This is a genomic window from Methanoregula sp. (assembly GCF_049686655.1).
Classification (GTDB): Archaea; Halobacteriota; Methanomicrobia; order Methanomicrobiales; family Methanospirillaceae; genus Methanoregula.
This window is the reverse complement of the sequence record NZ_JBAVIG010000035.1, coordinates 26,570-46,775: the sequence shown is the minus strand read 5'-3', so window position 1 is coordinate 46,775 and position 20,206 is coordinate 26,570. Positions and strand designations below refer to the sequence as shown.

Here is a 20,206-nt window from a genome sequence, read left to right as displayed (position 1 = left end):
TAAGAATCCTGAGACTATGTCCCCCGGAACTATTGAAAAAGAAACCTGCAATGAAAAACCCCTTGTCTGAAGTCTGGATATATTGACTGGAAGAAGGTGCAAGCGATTGAGATGTCGCATAGTCATTATTGTCAATCACGGCAGTCCACTGAATGTTTTTGGCACGGTCCAGTTTCACTAAAACCATATCGGTTTTTTTAAAAGAACTTTCAATGCACCCGGTAACCAGAGTGAAGATAATAAAAAAACAGATAATGAGAATAATATAACTGGTTTTTTTCATATATCTTACCTCATCGTTTACTAAAAAAAAATACGTTGGTCGGGAATTATTATTACCCGATCCTTGCATACAGGGCTAACCCATTCGTATATTTTGCCGTCATTTGTATCAGGTTCTGGGAAATAGCATCGATACTGGAATCCTGGGCAAGGTTGGTCTGGCCTTTATTGTACACTTTCGTATATATGGTATCAAGGTAACCGTTTGAATATGTGGCAAGGTCCTTTGTGCCCTGAGCCCAGTCCGTATACCAATAATAATTGTTGTTATTTTTTACAACATAGTCAAAATTACTGGAGTACCACCGGTTGGCAACATAACTCTCGTAATTGAAATGTACCCAGGGATTGCTGTATTGATCCGTCTCTCTCCCGGTATGCATCGGGTTTCCTACATCCTCGAGAAAATGCGATGCATATCCGAGATCCGTCGCTGCCTGGGTATAATACTGGACTTTATATTGCGAGTTGGCTGCGTTAATATACGTGGCTGTCTGGCCTGGTGCATTCCCGACTCCATTGTTCGGATTATAATAATGGTTAATTGACCGGTATAATGTTGCAAACGGTTCTGGTAATACCGAGGGCCATGTATCAGGAACTGGGGCACTGGCAGCTACGGTATTTGGCTGAGGGAATGATTCTTTGTAGGCCGCCCAATAACTGATATTTGCATGGGACGGTGATCCGGCCCACATGGGAGATACCGTATCAGCAAGTTTCTGTTCATACGATTTTTTCATAAGAGACTGGATTGTCTCGAGGAGTTTGTTTTCTTCATCTGATAAACGAGCACCTTTCACCAAAGGTGAAAATTTCATCGTTGTAATTGTCCCTCCATAAGATGGATATCCCAAATCCCCGTTTGATGTTTCAGAGATGACAGGATACTTATCCCAGAGTGCCTTCAGTTCCCTGGTCAGTTCTGCTTTATACGCGGTGGAATTCTGCGTTGTTACATCTTCCACGGAACTGACCGTATCGAGATCTCTCAGATAATTCTGTTTTCCTTCTTTGCTGAGAACAAGCAGGTAATAATACGGTGTCGCATCTTTTATCGAATGATCGATATTGATGACATCTACTGCCACAAATCCTTGCGTATCAGTTTTTGGATCAACCCGGATCATCTTATCCGGAATGTTTTGAGCGCTCGTCGCACTCACCAGCGGTACCATCGCCATCGCTGCCAGCAATAGTGCCAGCAGGACGATGCTCACTTTGCGTAGGTTCATACTTTTTTCAACTCCTTTTTCATACGCTACGCTCGCAAGGCACGGGAAATCTTCATTAGGACAGAAGATGGTGTTCTCATGCCTACGGGCGGGACCGGGTCCAACGAAGTTCGTCGCTTGGTGGACCCGTCCTCCTCTTCTGTGGAACAACCCCCGGCTGTCCACAATGAGCGATTTATATTCGTGGTATTTATTCTTTCTAACGCAGTCATCTACAGGTCAGGAACTGAAAAAGCGGAAAAGCGCCGGCCTGCAAAACACGAATTGAATTATCTGGATTTGTTGACTTCCTGCGATCACCGGCTGATGCCGAGACCGCCCCGCGATCACCGGCCAGGTTCTCATCTTCGTTTGAAAAAAGAGATCTAGTACACTTCTTCGTGTGCGCCGATATCGATCAATACAACCCGGGTCCGGCTTTCATCAATAAAATCGAAGACAGGCGATGCTCGTAGGTGATCCGGAACGACCAGAGACCTTTCAGGACGCCGCTCAGGGTATGGGTTTTCAGGGAAGGATGAAACGGATCATCTTCGAACAGAACGATCTTTTTGGCAAATTACTCTTTCAGTTCCGGGTGCCGGTGGGACCATTTCCTGTAGATCTTTTTGAACTTATCATCCCAGATGAGTTCAACCATTCAGATCCACCAGGAGATCTTTTGCCGTTCCGCTTCGGCTCTTGTTTTTCCGGACACTGTCTTTCGCTTCCTTTGCACGGTGTACAATGGCCGAACGTTTTGCGTCGATAAGCCTGCGCTGGATAATCTCCTGGATGTATTGCTGGTCCTCGATGTCGAGTTTATCGACATATTCCAGAACCGTATTGAGGGATACTGCTTCGCTTCCCATAAGATGCCCTTGTACCATAATCGCTGTTACCCTACAAAGGCATTTTGATGGAACTGCAGAGGCAGGACAAATTTTCCCCCCCCCCGGTTCCCCGGCCTGCTGCGTGATCATCGGCTGGTGCCAGACGCCCCGCACTCCCCGGTTTCCGGCTGCCCCTTGCAGGCACAAGCTTAAGGCCCGTCCGCCCCGGCACCCCACGGCTCAGCCGGATTCGTAGTACTCCGGAGTTCATCTAATCCGGATTTCCGGTAAATTAAACCGGACGGGTATATTCCCACTTTATTAACCGGACCGGAAGGAAAGAACAACGTTTCTCTTACCACGACGCTCAAAACGATCGCAGACTGCGCCCGGTGCCCTCATCTGACTGAATGCGATGCCCACATTTCAAGAGGATTCCATCGTCATAATGCCCCGCCCGATCCCTGTGAACCGGAAATGGATATACAGGCTGCCTGGCAGCTCTCACACGGCAGATCCAGGTTCGTGAGCCGCTGCTCTCCTTCCTCTCACCCCACAACCGCCAGCCACCCGGCAAAGATCACAATCTGGATAATAGTCAGGGGCAGCCCGACTTTCAGGAATTCAAAAAATGTCAGGGTCTCCCCCTGCTTCTCCGCGTTCTGGATGATGATCACGTTGCTTGCCGCACCCAGGATCGTGAGGTTGCCGGCGATCGTGCTGCCGGCCGCAAGCGCCATGAGCCGTGCGGTACCGCTGCCGGCCTGCTGCACGAGCGGCTGGAAGAGGGCAACGAACGGGACATTGGAAATGAACTGGCTGATGACGACACTGGTGCCGAGCAGTGCAGGAACCGAGGTGAACATCCCGTCTGTGGCCATGGACTGGAAGAACCCGGTCTGCCAGACGCTTGCCATGAGAACGAACATCGCGGCAAAGAAGACGAGCGTGCACCAGTCGATCGACCGGAGGATGGCGGTCCGGTCCTCCGACAGGATCAGCACCGGCAGGGCGGCACCGATCGCGATCAGCGGCAGGGATACCGGCATGGTCACGGTAACGAGCGATGCAACGACATTTGCCAGTGTCAGCACAAGGATGACGGCGAGCGCGACCTGTGCCGGGATCATCTTCCGCGCATCGCAGGCGGGAGCCGGCTGCTCTTCCCATCCCCGGGGCTGGAAATCATCGCGACAGGTCCAGCGCAGCACGCCATAGGTGATGCCGAGGCAGGCAAGGGTCGGCACGGCCAGGTACACGGCGAACGTAATGAACGGCGATGCCATGCCGGAATGCAGGGCAATGAGCAGGTTCTGCGGGTTCCCGATCGGGCTCATGACGCTGCCGGTCGTGATCGCAAAGGCGAGCGTGAGCAGGAGCAGTTTTTTGGAGATGCGGCGGCCTGCTGCAAGGGCAAGCACCAGCGGCGTGCCGATCACCGCAAGCGTATCGTTCATCAGCAGGGCCGAGAGGATCCCGGCGCCAAAGAGAATACACAGGACGAGCCGGTCGGGGTTTTTCACCCCGGCAAAGAACCTGTGGGCAATGCAGGACAGGTACCCGCCCGACACCAGCGCCTCCCCGACCACGAACATGCCAAAGAGGAAGATCATCACATCCGCATCGACAGCGTGGAATGCATCGGCAGGAGCGATCTGCCCGGTCAGGAGTACTGCAAGCGCTCCACCGAGCATGATCTGCCATATTTTCAGGTGGAACCTGCCGATCTGCCGGACCGCGATGAGGAGGAAGACTGCTGCAAGTACTATGACGGGAAGGTACGTATATCCCGGTTATCCTTCCCAAAAGATGAGTATTGGCTTCCCGGTGCGGGATGGAAGCAGAACCCGGTCCTTTGTATCCCGATTGAATCCCGCAAAAAAGGAGAAACCGGTTCTGGAGAATTCCTTATTTTCCCATCACCCGGTTATTCTCTGGGGGAGCTACGAGGGTGACCCCCTCTTTCCCAAGAGGGGGAGGCAACATGCGGGGGGGCATCGTCTCTTCGAAAAAAAAATGATTTCTACAGAGCAATTTCTTCAGATGATTTCTCCGGGCTGAAAAATCCCTCTTTTGTCACTGCGGGTGTTCCACGTTCCAGTGGAGAAGGATCCCGGTCTCGATCTTCCGGTATTCCAGCAGGGTGAGGCGGCTGAAATCGGACTCGCTGATGAACCCTTCCCCGTCGGCAAGGGTCGGGGCATTCCTGCCCCCGATGATGATATTGCCGATATAACTGTAGATCTCATCGACAAGCCCCTGCTCAATGAGTCCCGCGATCAATGTTCCCCCGCCTTCGACCATGATCCGCTGGATACCCATATCGCCGAGCTCCTCCATGAGCTGCAGCAGGTCCACCGTATCTTCTCCCGCAATGATCACGGTAGCCAGTTTTTTAAGCTGCTCCACCTTTTTTGGATTGGCCTTCCGTGAAACTGCAACCACCCGCTTCCCGCTGCCCTTGCGGAAGACCGATGCATCGGGAGAAATACGCGCCCGGCTGTCGACAACAATCCGGATCGGTTGCTCGTCCGTCCCACGCTGTATCCGGTTGTTCCGGCATTCTTCAGCTTTGACGGTCAGCGACGGGTCATCGGCAAGAACCGTCCCGATCCCGACCATCACCGCATCGCTGCCGGCCTTGAGCCGGTCGACGCGGTTAAAATCCTGCGTACCGGAGATCTTCACCTGCCGGCGTTCACGGGTCGAGAGTTTGCCATCAGCACTCATCGCGACATTGACAATAATATGGGGTCGCATGTACGATCGTTGGTTGATTTGCCAATTATATCAACCCACTGAAATAATCCTGAACGCCCTCCGTGAAACCATCCAGCGGTCATAACCGGCCTCTCCCTCCACCGGCCCATGAATAACCGGTATAACGGAAACTTTTGTCCATAGTGTACCTTAAAATAAAAAGAACGCCAAATTCGTCAAACGCAGACATGGCCGAAAAAACCATCCGTATCTATCGTTATTCCATTGCAGAGACGGACCTGGTGAGGATCTGTGTCATTATCTCACTTGCCGTCTCCTGCATGCTTATTACGGCCATCTCTTTTTCCCGATTGTTCAGTATGATCAACTACCAGCTGTTTTTCATACCCATCGTTTATGCAGCTTATTGTTTCCCGAAGCGCGGGCTCCTTGTTGCAGGGATCTGCGGTATCGCGTTCCAGGCAATCGGCTATTATTACAGTTATCCGGATTCCGTGGCCATGGTAGGTGTCACCACGGAAGCGATTCTCTTTGTCCTGATCGCAGTCATCATCGCCTATTTCATCGATCGGATCCAGGCCGGAGAAGCCCGTTACCGGACCGTTTTCGAGCACTCCCAGCTGGGGATCGTCCTTTTCGACAAGACCACCTTCTCCATCTGGCAGATCAACGACAAGTTTGCCGGCATGCTCAATTACGCTACGGAGGAGATCGCGCAAAAATCTTTCCTGGACCTGCTGCTGACCCCCAGGGAGAAAAGCCGGTTCCTGGAACGCATTGAAAAAGAACGGACCGCATCGGATTTTGAAACGCGGTTTGCCTCAAAAGCCGGCGATGCATGCTGGGTCAACCTGTCCTGGAGCAGCATTGACGAAAAGACGGTCAGTTGTTCGGTGATGAATATCAATGCCCGCAAACTCGCGGAGAAACTGAACAATGACAACATGATGAAATACCGGCAGCTGACGGAACACTCACCTACCAGCATTCTCATCGTCCAGAACGGTCTTATCCGGTATGCCAATCCTTCCTTCATGGCTTTTTCCGGTTACGGGCTTGCAGAGATCACGGGTAAAACGCTCGACATCTTCATCGATCCGCTCGATCGGGAGCTCTTCGTTTCCTTCTCCACGAAGTGGAACCAGAGGATGCCGGTCTCGGACGACGAAGAGTTCCGGTTCGTAACAAAGACCGGCGGGATGCGGATCGGGGCGCTCTACACAACGCCCATCCGGCATATGGATGCCGGGGCAGTACTCATCAATATCGTCGATATCTCGGAAAAACAGCGGCTCGAGGACAAGATCCACCAGGACAATGAACGCCGGAGGGGAATTCTCATTACGGTTGCCCACGAATTGCGTACCCCGCTCCAGCCGATCCTGGGATATCTCAACCTGCTCATCTCGGACCCCTCGGGATTTGGCATCATCAATGATACCAGGAAGATCCTTGAACGGTGTCTTGTCAGCGTTGATCGTGAACGCCAGATCATCAACCAGATGCTCGATCTCTCTGTCTTGGAAAGCGGGAAACTGCAGTTGTCCACTTCGACATTTTCCCTGTCGCCCCTTGTGAAAAAAGTGATCGACGCGGGCGGATATATGACAAAAGCGGAAATAACGGTCGATATTGACGAGTCGGTCGAATTGACTGCAGATGCCGAACGGATTTACAGTGTTACCGATTCCATCATTTCCAATGCAATCAATTATTCCAAGCCTCCGCGAAAAATCGGAATCTTTTACCGTTCCGGAGTCAATGGAACAGAACACCTGATATCTGTGCAGGACAATGGTATCGGCATCTCCAGGAACCAGATCAGCTCAATCTTCGAGCCGTTCCAGCTTGCGGATGCCGCAGTCCTCTCCCGCAAATACGATCGTCTCGGGATTTCCCTTTCCATTGCCAAAAAGGTTGTCCAGATGCACGGGGGGGATATCACCGTGGAGAGTGCGGTCAACGCGGGGAGTACATTTACCATCCATCTTCCAAAGGAGCTGCCTCATGACTCATAAGATCATGCTAGTAGAAGACGACCAACCGATCCTTGAGATGATGGAGATCCTCCTTCGCCGTATCGGGTATGAGCCGATCCTTGTACCTGACGTGATGGACGCACTCGAACGTGTGCAGCGCGATCCCCCGTCCCTTATCCTCCTTGACATCATGATGACCCCCATGAACGGATGGGAATTCTTAGAAAAGCTCCGATCGGAATATAATATCCGGGAATTGCCCGTAATCCTGTTTACCGCGTCTCCTGCGGTAGAGGAGAAGATTGCCCTGCTGCGGGATCCCTACTTGGGCGTCCTGCAGAAGCCGGTCTCGATCGTAGAACTCAAATCCGGGATTGAAAAATTCCTCGCGAAATGATGCCGCTCCGGCACTACGTTCATTCTTTTTTAGGTGTGTAGAAAACCTCATAATTGCTGACGCTCGTTTGGGCTTTGCCCCCGCCGCTACGGCATTCCCCGGTTGCGATGACTACGTATTACCTGCCATTTGACCCGGGTCATCGCACTGCGCCCCGTCCCCCGCGGGGGACTGGTGGCGCAAGAGGGAACATCGTCTCTTTGAAAAAAAATGATTTCTACAGAGCACTTTTTTAATGGGATATACGTGAAAAGTGCGTGAAAAATTCGTGTTCGTTATTGGTCCCTGCCGGAGAATAGTATATAAGAGCAGGGAGAGAGGGAATAACCGGAGCGATCCTTCTTGGCCGGCCGGAATGCTGCATCACGGGATCCTGGGCACCTCAGGACGATACTGATCGCGCGGGAACATGCCCGGGCCGATGCATGGCTCCGGAAAGACCGGCAGGCGCTTGAGGCCCTGCTTGCACCGGGCTTCGTGGAGATCAACAGTCTTGGCAGGTTTGGCAAAGAGGAGCTGCTCGACCGGCTCTTTCCGTCACTTACCCTGCATGGGTTTACTATGGAAGAGCCGGTTATCCGCGAACTCCCGGACAATACCGCGGTTATCAGTTACCGGTGTCACGAGGCGCTGACTGTGGACGGCAGGAAAACCGAAGGTACGTTCAACGTGACTGCGACCTATACGCTAAATAACAACCAGTACCGCCTTGCCCTCTGGCAGATCAGTCCTGCGACCTGACCGGATGCAGGTATCCCCGGGAAACGGGATCGGGATTATCGACCCGGGAGATCCGGCCCGTTCAGGTCGGCAGGACGATCTTTTCCAGCAGTGCCACTACGGAATCCCCTTCCAGCAGCACAATGCCCCATTTCCCGTCCTCTCCAATGAGAAGCGCCAGCGGGCGGACGGATGCCATCATGCCCTGTTCATGAGAAAGTGACACGTCACTGACAACCGGGATAATAGTGCGGTTCCCGATCACCAGCGGCTCCTGCATCCGGATCTCAGCAGTCATAAGACAGGCACTCTCCGTGACTGTCGTTTCATAACCCTCATAGCCTCCTGTATCGCCGGGTGCCGGGCCAGCTGTACTCCTGCGATCAGGATACGAAGGGGACGGCGGACTTTCATCTTCGCCGTGATGTCCAGTTCGAGGATCTCCCGGTCAAAGACCGGCTCCAGTTCAAGGTAGATCCGGGAGGCTTCGAGAATAAACCGGGATGCCCAGTACATCCCGCAGCATTCCCCGGTCAGTACCGGGTCCCCAAGACCCAGGGTCACCCGGCCGCGGGCCTCCTCAAACCGGCACTCGCGCCAGAATACGGGACCAAACGATCCGGCCAGCTCCATTATTCCCTGCATGATATGGACAATCTCCCCGGCATCCGGAGTCCCGGCCAATCCTGCCGGCTGATCCGGTATATGCCTCGTACCCCGGGTCTGCATAGATCCCGTCCGGGAAAATACCGCATGGTTCGCAACAAGCACATCAGTTACCGTCATGCCTTCCGCGTGGGATGTCCGGATACCAAACACGCTCCACGAAACTGCCAGCGCCGGTTCCTGGTGGCCATCCCGGAAAACCAGCCTGAAGGTGACCCTCACGGGAACTGCGTAGAGAATGAGAGCCAGGGCAAGGAGGGGGACAATGATGGAAGCGAGAACAAAGACCGGTATGAGGAGTTCATCCATAAAAAAGAGGGGGAAATCAGAGATCTTCTTTCTTATCAGGCGCTTCCGAAGCCTTGTTCCGGGTCATCGTTTTAATCGCATCGATAAGCTGCGGTGCCATCGATTCGCTGAGTGCCGAAATTACTTGTGCGATCTGGCTGTCCTTTTTGAGTGACATTACCTGTACACCTTCCGGCCCCCTGACATCTTTATGGAGGATAATGAGTGCCACGGGTTCAATCCCGCCACCCGCGCCGGCGCCCTGGCCACCGCCATCTTTCATGTGGTTGCCGCCGGCACCGAACCCGAACCCGAACCGCGTAACAGGGATAACCAGTTTGTCCCCGAAATCCATCGGATCGCCCATCACGTTCTTCGAGGAAAGGAAATCTTTCAGCCCGGATGCGGTCTCTTTGAGCATCTGTTCGTTTGACACGAGAATTCACCGGTTGAACATTATCGCGTTTCCCCTATTTTAATACGGCCACAAAAGACCGGCTGATCGATCGTTATGGCGACAGAAAATCGCATGCAGGCACGGAGATCGATCTTATTTTTTGGCGCAGGCAGTTAACCTGCTGGCCCGGGCCTAGCCCTCCTGCTTACCGGAGAAGCGGGGTGAGAGTTCCCCGGCAGTCTGGTCCGTGGTGAAGACGATGAGGGCATCCCCGGCGCGGAGGCGGGTATTCCCGTCCGGCCTGAAAACAGTCGTGTTTTCATGGCGGAGGCCGTACTCGCTGATACCAAAGTTCTCTTTCAGGCACAGGTCGGCAATGGCCTTTCCTTCCGCCGCGGAATTCGGCTCAACCGTAAGCATATGGATGCGCAGGGAGAGGAGGACCGTATCCATACCCTGTATTGTCCGGCCGGTATCGGCATTTTTCACGAACTTGGCATACCCCCAGCTCTGGAGTTTTCCGACGATCTTTGCAATCTCGGTCTCCGGCAGGTGGTATTTTTTCAGGGCACGGGTGAAGATCTCCCGCGCAGCCTCGAACTCCTCGGATACGACTTCATCAGCACCGAGGTCCAGCAGGTACTGGGAATGACGGATATGCTGCGTCCGCGCGATAATATAGATATCCGGCGCAAGCTGGCGGGCCTTGTGGACAATCCGGGGAATCGCTTCCTGCTCTGAGACAACCACCACGAGGGCCCTGGCATCCCGGATCCCGGCATACTCGAGGATCTCTTCCTGGACCGCATCCCCGAATATGAAGAATGGCCGGCGGGCAGTCTTTTCCCGGCGGATAATATCCGGGTTCAGTTCGATCACCTTGTAGGGAATGCCGGTGATCTCTGCCGCCCTTGCCACGCTCCTGCCGGTGATCCCGTATCCTGCGATGATAATATGATCGACAGGCGCCTCCCCCGGTTCTGTACCGGGAAGACTTTTGCGTATGTCCCGTGAAGCCCGGCCCGGCATTACCCGGTAGAACATTTCAACTGCCCGCGGTGCCGCATTCATGGCAAACGGTGTCAGTGCCATGGTAATGATCGCGGATGCTAAGAAGATCTGGTACACCTGGTCAGGTATGAATTTGGCATCCAGCCCGGTCTTTGCAAGCACGAACGAAAATTCCCCTACCTGGCAGAGGGCAAAACCGGTAAAGATACAGATCCGTGCCGGCATGCCCAGCACGGCAGCAGCAAAGACCCCGGTCAGGATCTTGGTGCCGATGATGAGGGTGACGATCAGCAGGATGAGCATGATAAACGCCGGGTCCCCAAGGATGCTCTTCGTATTGAGCAGCATACCGATCGAGAGGAAGAATACGCTGGCAAATACATCCCGGAACGGGATGATGTGGCTGAGGGCGTCTATATTGTAATCGGATTCCCCGATAATCAAACCGGCAACAAATGCCCCAAGGGTGAGTGAGAGTCCCGCAAGGTTAGTGAGCCACGCAACGATGATGCAGATACCGGCAATCGTAACGAAAAAGAGCTCGCGGCTCTTCTGGCGGGTGACCCGGTACAGGAGTGCCGGGATAACCCAGCGGGCAAGGACGATGACGACCAGCAGGATGGCAGCCACTTTCCCCACCTGGAGGGGAAGATCGTTCAGGTCAGGGCCGCTGGTGCCCATGAACAGCGGGATGATGAGGATCATCGGGATAATTGCCAGATCCTGGAAGAGGAGGATCCCAAGCAGCGTCCTGCCCTGCAGGGTATCAACTTCCCTGCGCTCCTGGAGGATCTTCATGACAATCGCCGTGCTGGAGAGGGAGATTATGAAACCGAAGAACATCGCGCCCCTGAACGGGACATGAAGGGCGTAGGCAACGAACGTAATGGCGACGATCGTGGTACAGAGCTGGAGCAGGCCTCCGATAATTACGATCCGCCAGGACCTGAGCAGTTTTTCAAAAGAAAATTCAAGGCCGATCGTGAAGAGCAGGAGGATGATGCCTACCTCGCCGAAGGTATCGATTAAGGACTGGTCGGCAATGATGGCAAACCCGTAGGGCCCCGCCAGCATGCCTATGACGAGGAAACTTACGATACTTGGTATCCTGAAGAGCTGGCAGATATAGAGGAGCACTATCGAAAGCGTAACGATGCTGACGAGTGCAAGCATGAAGTCCATTATGCCTCACTTCCCGGGACCCGCCCGACCGGACTGGTCCGGAACGGCTTTCGCGGGTGATGCCGTACCGGAAAAACAAAATCCTTCAAATCGATGACGATATGATACATTTTCTGGCCTTTCTGATCTGTCTGGTCCTGTACCAGTATGCGGAGATGAGTAAAAGAAAACAAGAGTGCCCCAGGCCTGATTTGAACAGGCGACAACTAGATCTTCAGTCTAGCGCTCTCCCAAGCTGAGCTACTAGGGCAGGAGTACAAATGTTGTCACTTTTGACTAATAAATGATCTGTTCCCCGGCCCGGTACCCCTCCCGGCAATCGCGGCCCCGACCGCTCTTTTTTATACGCCGGGAATGACAGTATTAACCAATGTCGCTCCCGGGGAAAAACAGCGAGGACTCAGGTCTTGCCAGCGCAGTGAAAAGCCGCACAGCGCATGTTGTCCACCTGACCCATAATGACCTGGATGCCGTGGGGGCTGATGCAGTCCATCGCATGAAATACGGTACCGACGGGGTCTTTACCATCTGGAGTTCCGTGGGGAAATTCTCCATGCTCTTCTCACTGGTCGCAGCCTGCGAGGGCAATGGTGACCTGCTATCGATCTCTGACCTCGGGTACCACCACGATCTTGAGGATGTGGCGCGCAAGGCCCGGGTAAACGGCTGGGTCGTGGAATGGCGCGATCACCACCGGTGGCGGGACGAAGAGATCCGGAACGTGGAAAAAGAAGTTACTCTTCTCCGGGTAGATACCTCCACCTGCGGTACCGGCATCGTAGCCCGCGATCTCATGCCGGACAATCCTGTTGCCGGGGAGGTTGCCCGCGTGGTCTGCGATTACGATCTCTGGAAACATGCGGACCCCCGCTCCGCAATACTCGGGCAGGTGCTCCAGCGCAGGAAAAACCGGGACCATGTCAGGGACTGCCTTGTACAGGGCGTGTTCAGTGACGAGCTGATCGAAAAGGAGTACGCAGAGATCAAGTCAGAGATGTATGCGATGATGCGCCGGAGCCTGAAGCATGCGACGATTACCGGGAAGAAATACCGGATCGCCTTTGCCCCGCTCTACGGCTACCCGAGCGAGACGGCACATTTCATCCGGGACGAAAAGAAGACCGACATCGAAGTCATCATCGGAAAGGACGGGAAATTTTCCCTGCGCTCCGTGCCGCCGATCAGCCACCTTATCGCACGTGAATTTGGCGGCGGGGGCCACCCGAATGCCGCGGGCGGCTCCTTCAGTTTTACCGTAGTGGAACGGTTTACGTGGTGGCTTTTCAGGAAGAGCCGGCACTTCGAGGAATTTGTCCGGATTGCTGAAGGGCTTTAAGCCGGATAATTACCCGTCCCTTTTTGCGGACTTTTACCCGGAATGAAAATTTCCTGATCCATGTCCCCTCGGTGTATCCCTCTCATATGACTCCAGGGATCGCCGGCCGTGCCCGAATGTCATCCGTTTTCGTGGGGAATCCCGGCAGAATAGATCATAACTCCGGCTATCCACCAATCTTTTAACTACCTTCATCCAATACCAGTCACCATGAAAAATGTGTACCTCGTTATTGTCGGTCTCATCGTTTTGGCATGTGCAGTGATGCCGGCATCTGCCTTTACCATGAAATCCCTCAGCATCACCGTAGCGGGAAATGGCGATGCCCAGGTGGACATGAACTATGATCTCTCCTTTGTAGAGCAGACTGCGGTATTCTTCCGGATCGCAGATCCTGCCACGGAACTCCAGTCCGCATTCAACAGTGCCAGTTCTCATCCGGTAACCGTCACCCGGGTAACCAGTTCATCGGCCCAGATCACGATCCCCTCCTTTGCATCCGTGACAACCACCGGCGGCGTGTCCACGTTAACAACCCCGTCGCTCTCGTTCGAACGCGCCAAGAAAGTACTCAGCTCCTACTGGTTTGCCCCGCTGATCTCCCCGGATTTTTCCCCGTCAGTAACGACCATCACGTTTCCGGATGGGTACACCGTAAACTATTATGACCTGATCCGTATTCCCCCGGTGACCCACCAGTTGTCGTAATCCCGGTATACATCGAACGGCATAATCCTTTTTTTGTCCCTTTGAGTTCGTGAACCCCGGGGTTGCCCGCGAAAAAAGATCAGCGCTCGTATACTGCTGACGCGACCAGGTTATTCCAGTACTCCCCGCAGTCCCGTTTACAATATCCGCCGGCACTGATCTGGTCCGGATCCAGGTGGGCTAGAGCGAGATGCACCGACCCCCGGTCAGGGTCGATGAGAATGATCCGTGAAAAATCATATTCGCCCTTCAGCTCAAAGAGCGTCGGGAGCATCTCCTTCGTAATCGCAACCTGCCGCTGGCGCTCAAGGAGGACCGCAAGGTCCTGCCTCGTGGGAGCGGACTGGAAGAAGAAGACATTTTTCCGGGCCAGTGCCTGTACTTCCCGTTCATCCATCGATTCCGCGATCAGGACATGCCCCGCAACCCCGGTGTCCCGCATGGTACGCATGAGGTCGGTGTATATGGAATGGATCGCGTCCTTGTGCTCGTCCTCATCAAGGTAATACCGGTCATTAATGTCCAGATCATGGGGTGCCGTGAGGGCGCACCAGGCCCCTTTCTTCTGCACGACAATGCCGGCTGCATCCTCGATAACCGGGGCCGGGTCGAGACCGAGTTCGTCCGTGATCCGGCCGTCGCAGACGCCGTGGAGGCAGTCCCGTATACGCCGGTCATAGAATTTCCCGCCGGCACAGGGAATCCCGATCCCTGCTGAAACCTGCGGGGCGAGCGACTGGTCGAGCAGGTAGGTGACAATATCCGCAGTCCTGCCCCGGTGTTCTGCAATCCAGGCCGCGAGTGCGGACACATCCGGCCTGCCCGGCTCAGCCCCGAACCCCCGCGTTGCCAGTTTCAGCCGTTTTACCATAGTAGAGATCTTATTACTCATAAGCATCTAAAAAGTACTGATGAATACACCACCGCTGCTGGTTACCTGCGGGCTGCCGTACACCAACGGTCCCTGCCATTTAGGTCATTTGCGAACGTACGTTCCTGCCGATGCGTACGTCCGCTATATGCGGCGGGCGGGCGAAGAGGTGGTCTTCGTCTGCGGTTCGGACAATCACGGGACACCGATCGTGGTCTCGGCAGAGGAATCCGGTATCTCTCCACGGGCGCTCTCGGAACGTTACCACAAGCATTTCGATGAGACATTCAAACGGATGGGCGTCATGTTCGACCGGTTCGGCATGACCGATGACCCGGCCACTCATCACCGGACCCGGGCGATTGTCTCAGAACTCGAGAAGAACGGCTACATTTACAAGCAGATCGTGCACCAGGCCTACTGCACGAAATGCAAACGGTTCCTGCCGGACCGGTACGTGGAAGGGATCTGCCCTCATTGCGGCACCCCCGCCCGGGGCGACGAGTGCGACCAGGGGTGCGGAAAACATCTCGAGCCGGGCGAGATTAAGGATCCGGTCTGCAAGGTCTGCGGCACGAAGGCGGAGTTCCGGGACCAGGAGCACTACTTCTTCAGGCTCTCGGAATTCAAGGACTTCCTCCTGCCATTCCTCGATAAGGTCCGGGGCACGAGCAATGCGAAGAACTACGCGATTGGCTGGATCAAAGACGAGCTCCATGACTGGTGCATCACCCGGACGCTCGAATGGGGCGTAAAGTTCCCGGGCCGCGACGACCTCGTGGTCTATGTCTGGGTCGACGCCCCGATCGGGTACATCGCGTTCACTGAAGAATGGGCAAAGAAGACCGGTAAGGACTGGAAGCGCTACTGGTGCGGCGAGAACCGGGTCACGCATTTCATCGGCGGCGACATCATCTACCACCACTCGATCTTCTGGCCGGCGCTCCTGAAGGGAGCCGGCTACGGCGTCCCCCATGCAATCGTGGCGAGCGGGATGGTGAAAGTCGATGACCACAAGTTCTCCAAGTCCCGGGGCTATGTGGTCTGGACGAATGACGACTATCTCGATAAGGGCCTGCCTGCAGATTACCTCCGGTATTACCTCCTCTCGTACACGAGCCACACCAAGGAACTGAACTTCTCGTGGAAGGTCTTTGGCGAGCGGATCAACAACGAGGTTGTCAATATTTTTGGTAACTTTGTCTACCGTACGCTCTTCTTTGCCCAGAAGGAGTTCGAAGGAATACCGCCCGGCCCGGTCGATCCTGCAATCACTGCTGAAATAGAGAAAAGCCTGGCGATCGTGGACCAGCTGATGCGGGACTACGAGTTCAAGGGTGCAGTAGACGCGATCATGGCGCTTGCGGCGTTTGGCAATTCCTACATCCAGGCCAATGCGCCCTGGAAATTGATCAAGACCGATCGTACGGCAGCGGGACAGGTCATTAAGAACGCAGTCCAGATCGTCAAGGCCCTTGCGCTCCTCATCGAGCCGGTGATGCCCGATACCGCGGAACGGTGCTGGAAGCAGCTCGGGTACTACGACAGCGTGGCAAAGCACCCGGTCAGCGATGCCACCCACCCGGTGCCCGAGGCATGCATCAAGGCACCCGTCCCGCTCTTTACGAAGATGGAAGACACCCAGTTAGCAGAGCTCGAGACCCTGCTCAACAAGCGCGTAGCCGAGGCGAACAAAAAGATGGAAAAGACTCCCTCAATAACAATCGAAGATTTTGCAAAAGTTGAGATGAAGACCGGAAAAGTTCTTGCTGCTGAAGCGATCCCGAAGTCGAGCAAGCTCCTGAAGTTACAGGTAGATATCGGCGGCGAGACCCGCCAGATCGTGAGCGGAATCGCCCAGTTCTACAAGCCCGAGGAGCTCGTGGGCCAGAACGTGGTCGTGCTCACGAACCTTGCGCCGGCAAAGATCTTCGGGGTCGAGAGCAACGGCATGATCCTCGCAGCCGGGGATGCGGCATCGCTGCTCACGCCGCTGAAGACGGTGGAGCCGGGAACAAAGATCCGGTAATTTTTTTTTGAACCCCGGAGAAATACGAGCCCAGTGTTGGCCTCTCATAATTTTCTTTTAGAAAATTCCGGACAATGAAACCTTCGGGAATGTTACTATTTTATTGATTTTCTCTGGTAACAGGGCTCTCCAGGTTTGATGACGGGGGTTGAAACCCCCATACCCCCGGTTACGATGGATGCCGCCGCCCCCGACGGGGCGCCCCCGCGGCGGATCACGGACCGGGAGTAATTTGTAAAACCTCCCGGCCCCGCCGTGTCCCGGAGAGGCCCTGAGGCGGGGGAGCCTCCTTTTTCTTTGCTCCAAGTCAACCATAAGGGAACATGTCTATTTCTCTGGAGTATTTTTCTGATTTATGACCGAGCTCACGCAAAAAACAAATTGTTTTTTAGCAAAACAGGAAATATGCCGGGCACTCGCCCGGCAGGTGCGGTACAGGGTAGCGGGTTCCCCCGTGGATGGAATTAATGAGAGGACGGTGCGGCTGCCCGGTCGCGGTGGCGCAGTACAATCGTTGTCGTGCGCCAGTTCTCGCTCGTGGCAACCTCCTTCAGCCATCCGCCTGCCGGCATCCGGCACGGGTGCGTATCCGTGCTTCGGTGCGATCCGTCACGGGTGTGGTGCGGGGCTTGTCCGGTATCTGTTCCGGAGATGTGGTTGCTGGTCGTTGTCATGGCATTGTCTCCTGGCTGCTGGATGCAAAAGCCTTCCCTGTCGGGAGTTATTGCACAGCGGTCTGTTTGTTCCTTTCGTTTGAAGGCCTCACATCCGGTTTCCGGGAGGACCCGGCAGGGAAAGTGGGCTGACGGATGCTCCGTTGGCCGGGATGCGGGTACTTACGGATACGGTACGAGTGTAACCTGTCCCGCCATCAGCGGGACGAACACTCTGATCAGTTGGTTTTGTGCAAGTGCACTTATATTCGTAAAATCGTCCAGGTAGTGTTCCCGCACCTGCAGGTTCAATGGAAGAACCCCTCCAACGGAAAGGATATTTAAGTTCCCTGGGATCTTTGGCACTATTTTGATAAAACCCGGCCCGTGAAATGCAAAAAATATCGTTGCACGGGCGGGGGAAATCCAGCAACGGTTTTTCCGGGAATCACTCAAAAGATCTGCCGGCTTGTGCAGTAGCCAAGGGCACATTTTTCGTAAAAATGCTGGTGGCACTCCTCGGCCGGCCAGAATGTGGACACAGGTACGATCTCCGTGACAAGGGGACGGTCCCCGTATTTTCCCGATGCAGCGAGCTGGTTGCGGGATGCACGGGCAGTTCCTTTCTGATCAGCATCATGATAAAAAATCACGGACCTGTACTGTGGGCCGGTATAATCCCCCTGCCCATCCGGCCGGGTTGGATCGTGTATGGTCCAGAACATATCGAGCAGTTGCCCGTACGAAATGACTGCGGGATCATACACAATCCCCACTGCTTCGACATGGCCGGTGGTACCTTCGCTGACCTGCCCGTAGGTAGGATCGGGTACTGGTCCGCCCGTGTAGCCGGGCACGGTCTCAACAATCCCCTCAAGCCTCCGGAATGCTGCCTCGACATCCCAGAAACACCCTGCGGCAAATGTTGCTTTCAAATATATGGGGATTATCTCCATGTACCTAGTGGTTATCGTGGGAACACTTCAATCGTGAGGACCGACCGGTTAAAACAGGCTTGGTCCATGGGGACGATTTGTCAGAATTGTATTTGTAAAGAATATGGAGCTCATTGCAAAAACGTAATGGCCCGGAACCTGCCGGCGTAATGTCCCGCGATGAACTGGTGATGAGATGGTAAAATTCTTCGAAGAAATAACTGAATAAAAATAGTATTGCCTGAACGCCCGATAACAAATCAGACTGATACAGGTTCAAACAATTCGCATAGAGATAATCGGGGAAAGATCCCGGCGCACTTATTGTTTCTCCGGTACTTTACGGATCATCCGGACATCCTGGAGGGTCACAAGCCCATGGACGATCATGGGCTCGACTTCCGGGAGCACTGCCATGATCCGCTCGCGGGTGTCCACGAGATCGATGATCACGGGAAGATCAAGCGACAGCTGGAAGACATCCACGGTCTTGAGGAGGTGTTCGTGGCCGAATCCCGACATCCCCCGCACAACCGTACACCCGGGAAATCCCTTCCGGAGAAAGAACCTGACCAGGTACTTGTAGCCCAGCTCATTATTGATCAGCGCCGATTCCGCCATGTAAATCCGCAACAGCACGCCATCGTCCATAGTATTTCACCCGTGAATGCCGGGGGCCGTGCAGATCCAAAGCGCGATCACCACGCCGAGAATGCTGCCTCCCCCGTTTGTGAGGATATTGAGGAGCATCGTATAATAATCCCGATCCTCCAGCATGCGGAAGGTCTCGTAACTGAAGGTCGAGAACGTGGTGAATCCTCCCATTATCCCGACTCCGGCAAAGTACAGGATATCCGGTGGCGCCCGGGAAAAGACGATGAGCCCGAGGAGAAAGCTCCCGAGTACGTTGACAAGGAGCGTGCCTGCGGGGAGCCCCCGGACGGGCTGGAGCTTCGAGCACAGGTACCGGGCAACCGAACCCGCTCCCCCGCCTATCCCAATCAATATCACGGGTTCCATTCAGGGCCTCCTCACAAGGACGATGATTGAGCGGCCGGCAAGAATTCCCCCAAGGCCGCACGCCAGGGTCAGGAAAAAGTATGCCGCTGATACTGCAGGGGGCTGCTGGACGGTGATGACAGCAAGCGTGGAGAACGTGGTGAATCCCCCAAGGAACCCGACACCCGCCAGCATACGTGCCTGCCTGCTGAAACGCCCGATATAGATAGATTCGTACATGAAGATGCCCATGAAGAATGAACCCAGCGTATTGACAAAAAGTGTCCCGGGCAGGGATGAGAACATCTCCCCGGCAACAAACCTGAGGACCGACCCGGTCATACCTCCCAGAAAAATGAGGGTGCAACTGACCAGTTCGGCACTCCGGGCCGGTTTCCAGAACATGATAGGCTCTCGTTACAGTACGTGTTGACCGCGATGGCACATAATGCTCGTGAAAAATTCCTCTGCCCGGGAGGGATGATCAGTGGCGGGTTCCGGCCATCTGCTTTGCCGTAAGCAGCCAGTTCAATTCCCCGGACGGGCGTTGCGTACAGGAAAAATTGCGGATCTTTGCCAGCGCCCCTTTTGTCATCACGATGCCGGTCCCTTCGTTCCCTGAGATTATCCGGGCGATAAGCGATGAGAGATGCGGTTCGTGGCCGACAAGCAGGACCGCAAAATCTTCCGGGTGCTTAACGATTTCCCGGCATATCATCTCCGGGTCTCCACCCGGGACCAGCATATTCCAGGTCTCCATTTTTTCCGGTGTACCGAGGGTATTCGCAACAATCGCTGCAGTTTCCTGCGCCCGGACAAGCGGGCTTGCAGCTATGAGATCGAACCGTAATTCCTGCGCGGCCATCCATTCGGCAACTGCTGCTATCTCCTCACGCCCTTTCTTTGTGAGTTTCCGGTGGGCATCGGCCAGGTTGTGCCCGGCATCCTCTGCCTTCCCATGCCGCAAAATGAAAATATCCACAAG

The 20,206-nt window shown here is 54.6% G+C and carries 22 protein-coding genes and 1 tRNA gene; 6 read left to right on the top strand and 17 right to left on the bottom strand.

What is annotated here, in order from left to right; all coding sequences use genetic code 11:
• The 5 genes from WBL42_RS04450 to WBL42_RS04430 form a co-directional block, all read right to left on the bottom strand.
• A partial coding sequence (locus tag WBL42_RS04450) for a hypothetical protein (protein ID WP_424720059.1) occupies nt 1-283 on the bottom strand: 283 nt, incomplete at its 3' end.
• Between the two features lie 52 nt (nt 284-335).
• Nucleotides 336-1,412: a hypothetical protein gene (locus tag WBL42_RS04445; RefSeq protein WP_424720058.1), complete on the bottom strand. Its 1,077-nt coding sequence runs from the start codon at nt 1,410-1,412 to the stop codon at nt 336-338.
• A 737-nt stretch (nt 1,413-2,149) separates the two neighbouring features.
• On the bottom strand, nt 2,150-2,386 hold the full coding sequence (locus tag WBL42_RS04440; RefSeq protein ID WP_424720057.1) for a hypothetical protein: 237 nt from the start codon (nt 2,384-2,386) through the stop codon (nt 2,150-2,152).
• A 491-nt stretch (nt 2,387-2,877) separates the two neighbouring features.
• Nucleotides 2,878-4,056, bottom strand: a complete 1,179-nt coding sequence (locus tag WBL42_RS04435) for an anion transporter (protein ID WP_424720061.1) — start codon at nt 4,054-4,056, stop codon at nt 2,878-2,880.
• A 349-nt stretch (nt 4,057-4,405) separates the two neighbouring features.
• Nucleotides 4,406-5,089, bottom strand: coding sequence for a 2,5-diamino-6-(ribosylamino)-4(3H)-pyrimidinone 5'-phosphate reductase (locus tag WBL42_RS04430; RefSeq protein ID WP_424720056.1), 684 nt, complete (start codon nt 5,087-5,089; stop codon nt 4,406-4,408).
• A gap of 188 nt (nt 5,090-5,277) precedes the next feature.
• Here WBL42_RS04430 and WBL42_RS04425 point away from each other — a divergent pair, with 188 nt between their 5' ends.
• From WBL42_RS04425 to WBL42_RS04415, 3 genes are all read left to right on the top strand, one after another.
• Nucleotides 5,278-7,068, top strand: coding sequence for a PAS domain S-box protein (locus WBL42_RS04425; RefSeq protein WP_424720055.1), 1,791 nt, complete (start codon nt 5,278-5,280; stop codon nt 7,066-7,068).
• Nucleotides 7,058-7,426, top strand: coding sequence for a response regulator (locus tag WBL42_RS04420; protein WP_424720054.1), 369 nt, complete (start codon nt 7,058-7,060; stop codon nt 7,424-7,426). Before WBL42_RS04425 ends, WBL42_RS04420 begins: the two co-directional genes overlap by 11 nt.
• 342 nt (nt 7,427-7,768) lie before the next feature.
• Nucleotides 7,769-8,167 carry a nuclear transport factor 2 family protein gene (locus WBL42_RS04415; RefSeq protein WP_424720053.1) on the top strand — a complete coding sequence of 133 codons (399 nt, stop codon included), beginning with the start codon at nt 7,769-7,771 and terminating at the stop codon, nt 8,165-8,167.
• Between the two features lie 61 nt (nt 8,168-8,228).
• Here WBL42_RS04415 and WBL42_RS04410 read toward each other — a convergent pair whose 3' ends face one another.
• The 5 genes from WBL42_RS04410 to WBL42_RS04390 form a co-directional block, all read right to left on the bottom strand.
• On the bottom strand, nt 8,229-8,444 hold the full coding sequence (locus WBL42_RS04410) for a hypothetical protein (RefSeq protein ID WP_424720052.1): 216 nt from the start codon (nt 8,442-8,444) through the stop codon (nt 8,229-8,231).
• On the bottom strand, nt 8,441-9,121 hold the full coding sequence (locus WBL42_RS04405) for a DUF2953 domain-containing protein (protein WP_424720051.1): 681 nt from the start codon (nt 9,119-9,121) through the stop codon (nt 8,441-8,443). Before WBL42_RS04405 ends, WBL42_RS04410 begins: the two co-directional genes overlap by 4 nt.
• A gap of 16 nt (nt 9,122-9,137) precedes the next feature.
• On the bottom strand, nt 9,138-9,536 hold the full coding sequence (locus WBL42_RS04400; protein ID WP_424720050.1) for a GerW family sporulation protein: 399 nt from the start codon (nt 9,534-9,536) through the stop codon (nt 9,138-9,140).
• 153 nt (nt 9,537-9,689) lie between these two features.
• Nucleotides 9,690-11,690, bottom strand: a complete 2,001-nt coding sequence (locus WBL42_RS04395) for a cation:proton antiporter (protein WP_424720049.1) — start codon at nt 11,688-11,690, stop codon at nt 9,690-9,692.
• Between the two features lie 176 nt (nt 11,691-11,866).
• Nucleotides 11,867-11,940, bottom strand: a tRNA-Phe gene (locus WBL42_RS04390).
• Between the two features lie 120 nt (nt 11,941-12,060).
• On the opposite strand from WBL42_RS04390, the gene WBL42_RS04385 reads away from it, so the two are divergent.
• A complete protein-coding gene (locus WBL42_RS04385) occupies nt 12,061-13,026 on the top strand; it encodes a DHH family phosphoesterase (RefSeq protein WP_424720048.1) in 966 nt (321 codons plus the stop codon).
• Nucleotides 13,027-13,236: 210 nt separating this feature from the next.
• Complete coding sequence (locus tag WBL42_RS04380) at nt 13,237-13,734, top strand: hypothetical protein (RefSeq protein WP_424720047.1); 498 nt, start codon at nt 13,237-13,239, stop codon at nt 13,732-13,734.
• 79 nt (nt 13,735-13,813) lie between these two features.
• On the opposite strand, the gene WBL42_RS04375 is transcribed toward WBL42_RS04380, so the two are convergent.
• Nucleotides 13,814-14,605: a hypothetical protein gene (locus tag WBL42_RS04375; protein WP_424720046.1), complete on the bottom strand. Its 792-nt coding sequence runs from the start codon at nt 14,603-14,605 to the stop codon at nt 13,814-13,816.
• A 40-nt stretch (nt 14,606-14,645) separates the two neighbouring features.
• Between WBL42_RS04375 and metG the strand changes: the two genes are divergently transcribed.
• Entirely contained in the window at nt 14,646-16,634 is a 1,989-nt protein-coding gene (metG, locus tag WBL42_RS04370) for a methionine--tRNA ligase (RefSeq protein ID WP_424720045.1), read from the top strand.
• Between the two features lie 464 nt (nt 16,635-17,098).
• Here the strand turns inward: metG and WBL42_RS04365 are convergent, their stop codons facing one another.
• From WBL42_RS04365 to sixA, 6 genes are all read right to left on the bottom strand, one after another.
• The gene (locus WBL42_RS04365; RefSeq protein WP_424720044.1) at nt 17,099-17,308 is read right to left on the bottom strand and encodes a hypothetical protein; all 210 of its coding nucleotides are present in this window, start codon (nt 17,306-17,308) and stop codon (nt 17,099-17,101) included.
• A 431-nt stretch (nt 17,309-17,739) separates the two neighbouring features.
• On the bottom strand, nt 17,740-18,243 hold the full coding sequence (gene msrA, locus WBL42_RS04360) for a peptide-methionine (S)-S-oxide reductase MsrA (protein ID WP_424720043.1): 504 nt from the start codon (nt 18,241-18,243) through the stop codon (nt 17,740-17,742).
• A gap of 300 nt (nt 18,244-18,543) precedes the next feature.
• The gene (locus tag WBL42_RS04355) at nt 18,544-18,873 is read right to left on the bottom strand and encodes a DUF190 domain-containing protein (protein ID WP_424720042.1); all 330 of its coding nucleotides are present in this window, start codon (nt 18,871-18,873) and stop codon (nt 18,544-18,546) included.
• 6 nt (nt 18,874-18,879) lie between these two features.
• Nucleotides 18,880-19,242: a fluoride efflux transporter CrcB gene (crcB, locus tag WBL42_RS04350; protein WP_424720041.1), complete on the bottom strand. Its 363-nt coding sequence runs from the start codon at nt 19,240-19,242 to the stop codon at nt 18,880-18,882.
• Nucleotides 19,243-19,626, bottom strand: coding sequence for a CrcB family protein (locus WBL42_RS04345; RefSeq protein WP_424720040.1), 384 nt, complete (start codon nt 19,624-19,626; stop codon nt 19,243-19,245).
• Between the two features lie 79 nt (nt 19,627-19,705).
• Entirely contained in the window at nt 19,706-20,203 is a 498-nt protein-coding gene (sixA, locus tag WBL42_RS04340) for a phosphohistidine phosphatase SixA (RefSeq protein ID WP_424720039.1), read from the bottom strand.
• Nucleotides 20,204-20,206: the final 3 nt, after the last annotated feature.

Excerpts from the sequence above, each read along its gene's own strand:
- WBL42_RS04345 (WP_424720040.1), bottom strand. The coding sequence starts at position 19,626 with ATGTTCTGGAAACCGGCCCGGAGTGCCGAACTGGTCAGTTGCACCCTC.
- WBL42_RS04440 (WP_424720057.1), bottom strand. The coding sequence starts at position 2,386 with ATGGTACAAGGGCATCTTATGGGAAGCGAAGCAGTATCCCTCAATACG.
- WBL42_RS04445 (WP_424720058.1), bottom strand. The coding sequence starts at position 1,412 with ATGATCCGGGTTGATCCAAAAACTGATACGCAAGGATTTGTGGCAGTA.
- WBL42_RS04395 (WP_424720049.1), bottom strand. The coding sequence starts at position 11,690 with ATGGACTTCATGCTTGCACTCGTCAGCATCGTTACGCTTTCGATAGTG.
- metG (WP_424720045.1), top strand. The coding sequence starts at position 14,646 with ATGAATACACCACCGCTGCTGGTTACCTGCGGGCTGCCGTACACCAAC.
- WBL42_RS04425 (WP_424720055.1), top strand. The coding sequence starts at position 5,278 with ATGGCCGAAAAAACCATCCGTATCTATCGTTATTCCATTGCAGAGACG.
- WBL42_RS04355 (WP_424720042.1), bottom strand. The coding sequence starts at position 18,873 with ATGGACGATGGCGTGCTGTTGCGGATTTACATGGCGGAATCGGCGCTG.
- WBL42_RS04385 (WP_424720048.1), top strand. The coding sequence starts at position 12,061 with ATGTCGCTCCCGGGGAAAAACAGCGAGGACTCAGGTCTTGCCAGCGCA.
- WBL42_RS04430 (WP_424720056.1), bottom strand. The coding sequence starts at position 5,089 with ATGCGACCCCATATTATTGTCAATGTCGCGATGAGTGCTGATGGCAAA.
- msrA (WP_424720043.1), bottom strand. The coding sequence starts at position 18,243 with ATGGAGATAATCCCCATATATTTGAAAGCAACATTTGCCGCAGGGTGT.
- WBL42_RS04375 (WP_424720046.1), bottom strand. The coding sequence starts at position 14,605 with ATGGTAAAACGGCTGAAACTGGCAACGCGGGGGTTCGGGGCTGAGCCG.
- WBL42_RS04420 (WP_424720054.1), top strand. The coding sequence starts at position 7,058 with ATGACTCATAAGATCATGCTAGTAGAAGACGACCAACCGATCCTTGAG.
- WBL42_RS04380 (WP_424720047.1), top strand. The coding sequence starts at position 13,237 with ATGAAAAATGTGTACCTCGTTATTGTCGGTCTCATCGTTTTGGCATGT.
- WBL42_RS04405 (WP_424720051.1), bottom strand. The coding sequence starts at position 9,121 with ATGGATGAACTCCTCATACCGGTCTTTGTTCTCGCTTCCATCATTGTC.
- crcB (WP_424720041.1), bottom strand. The coding sequence starts at position 19,242 with ATGGAACCCGTGATATTGATTGGGATAGGCGGGGGAGCGGGTTCGGTT.
- WBL42_RS04410 (WP_424720052.1), bottom strand. The coding sequence starts at position 8,444 with ATGACTGCTGAGATCCGGATGCAGGAGCCGCTGGTGATCGGGAACCGC.
- WBL42_RS04365 (WP_424720044.1), bottom strand. The coding sequence starts at position 17,308 with ATGACAACGACCAGCAACCACATCTCCGGAACAGATACCGGACAAGCC.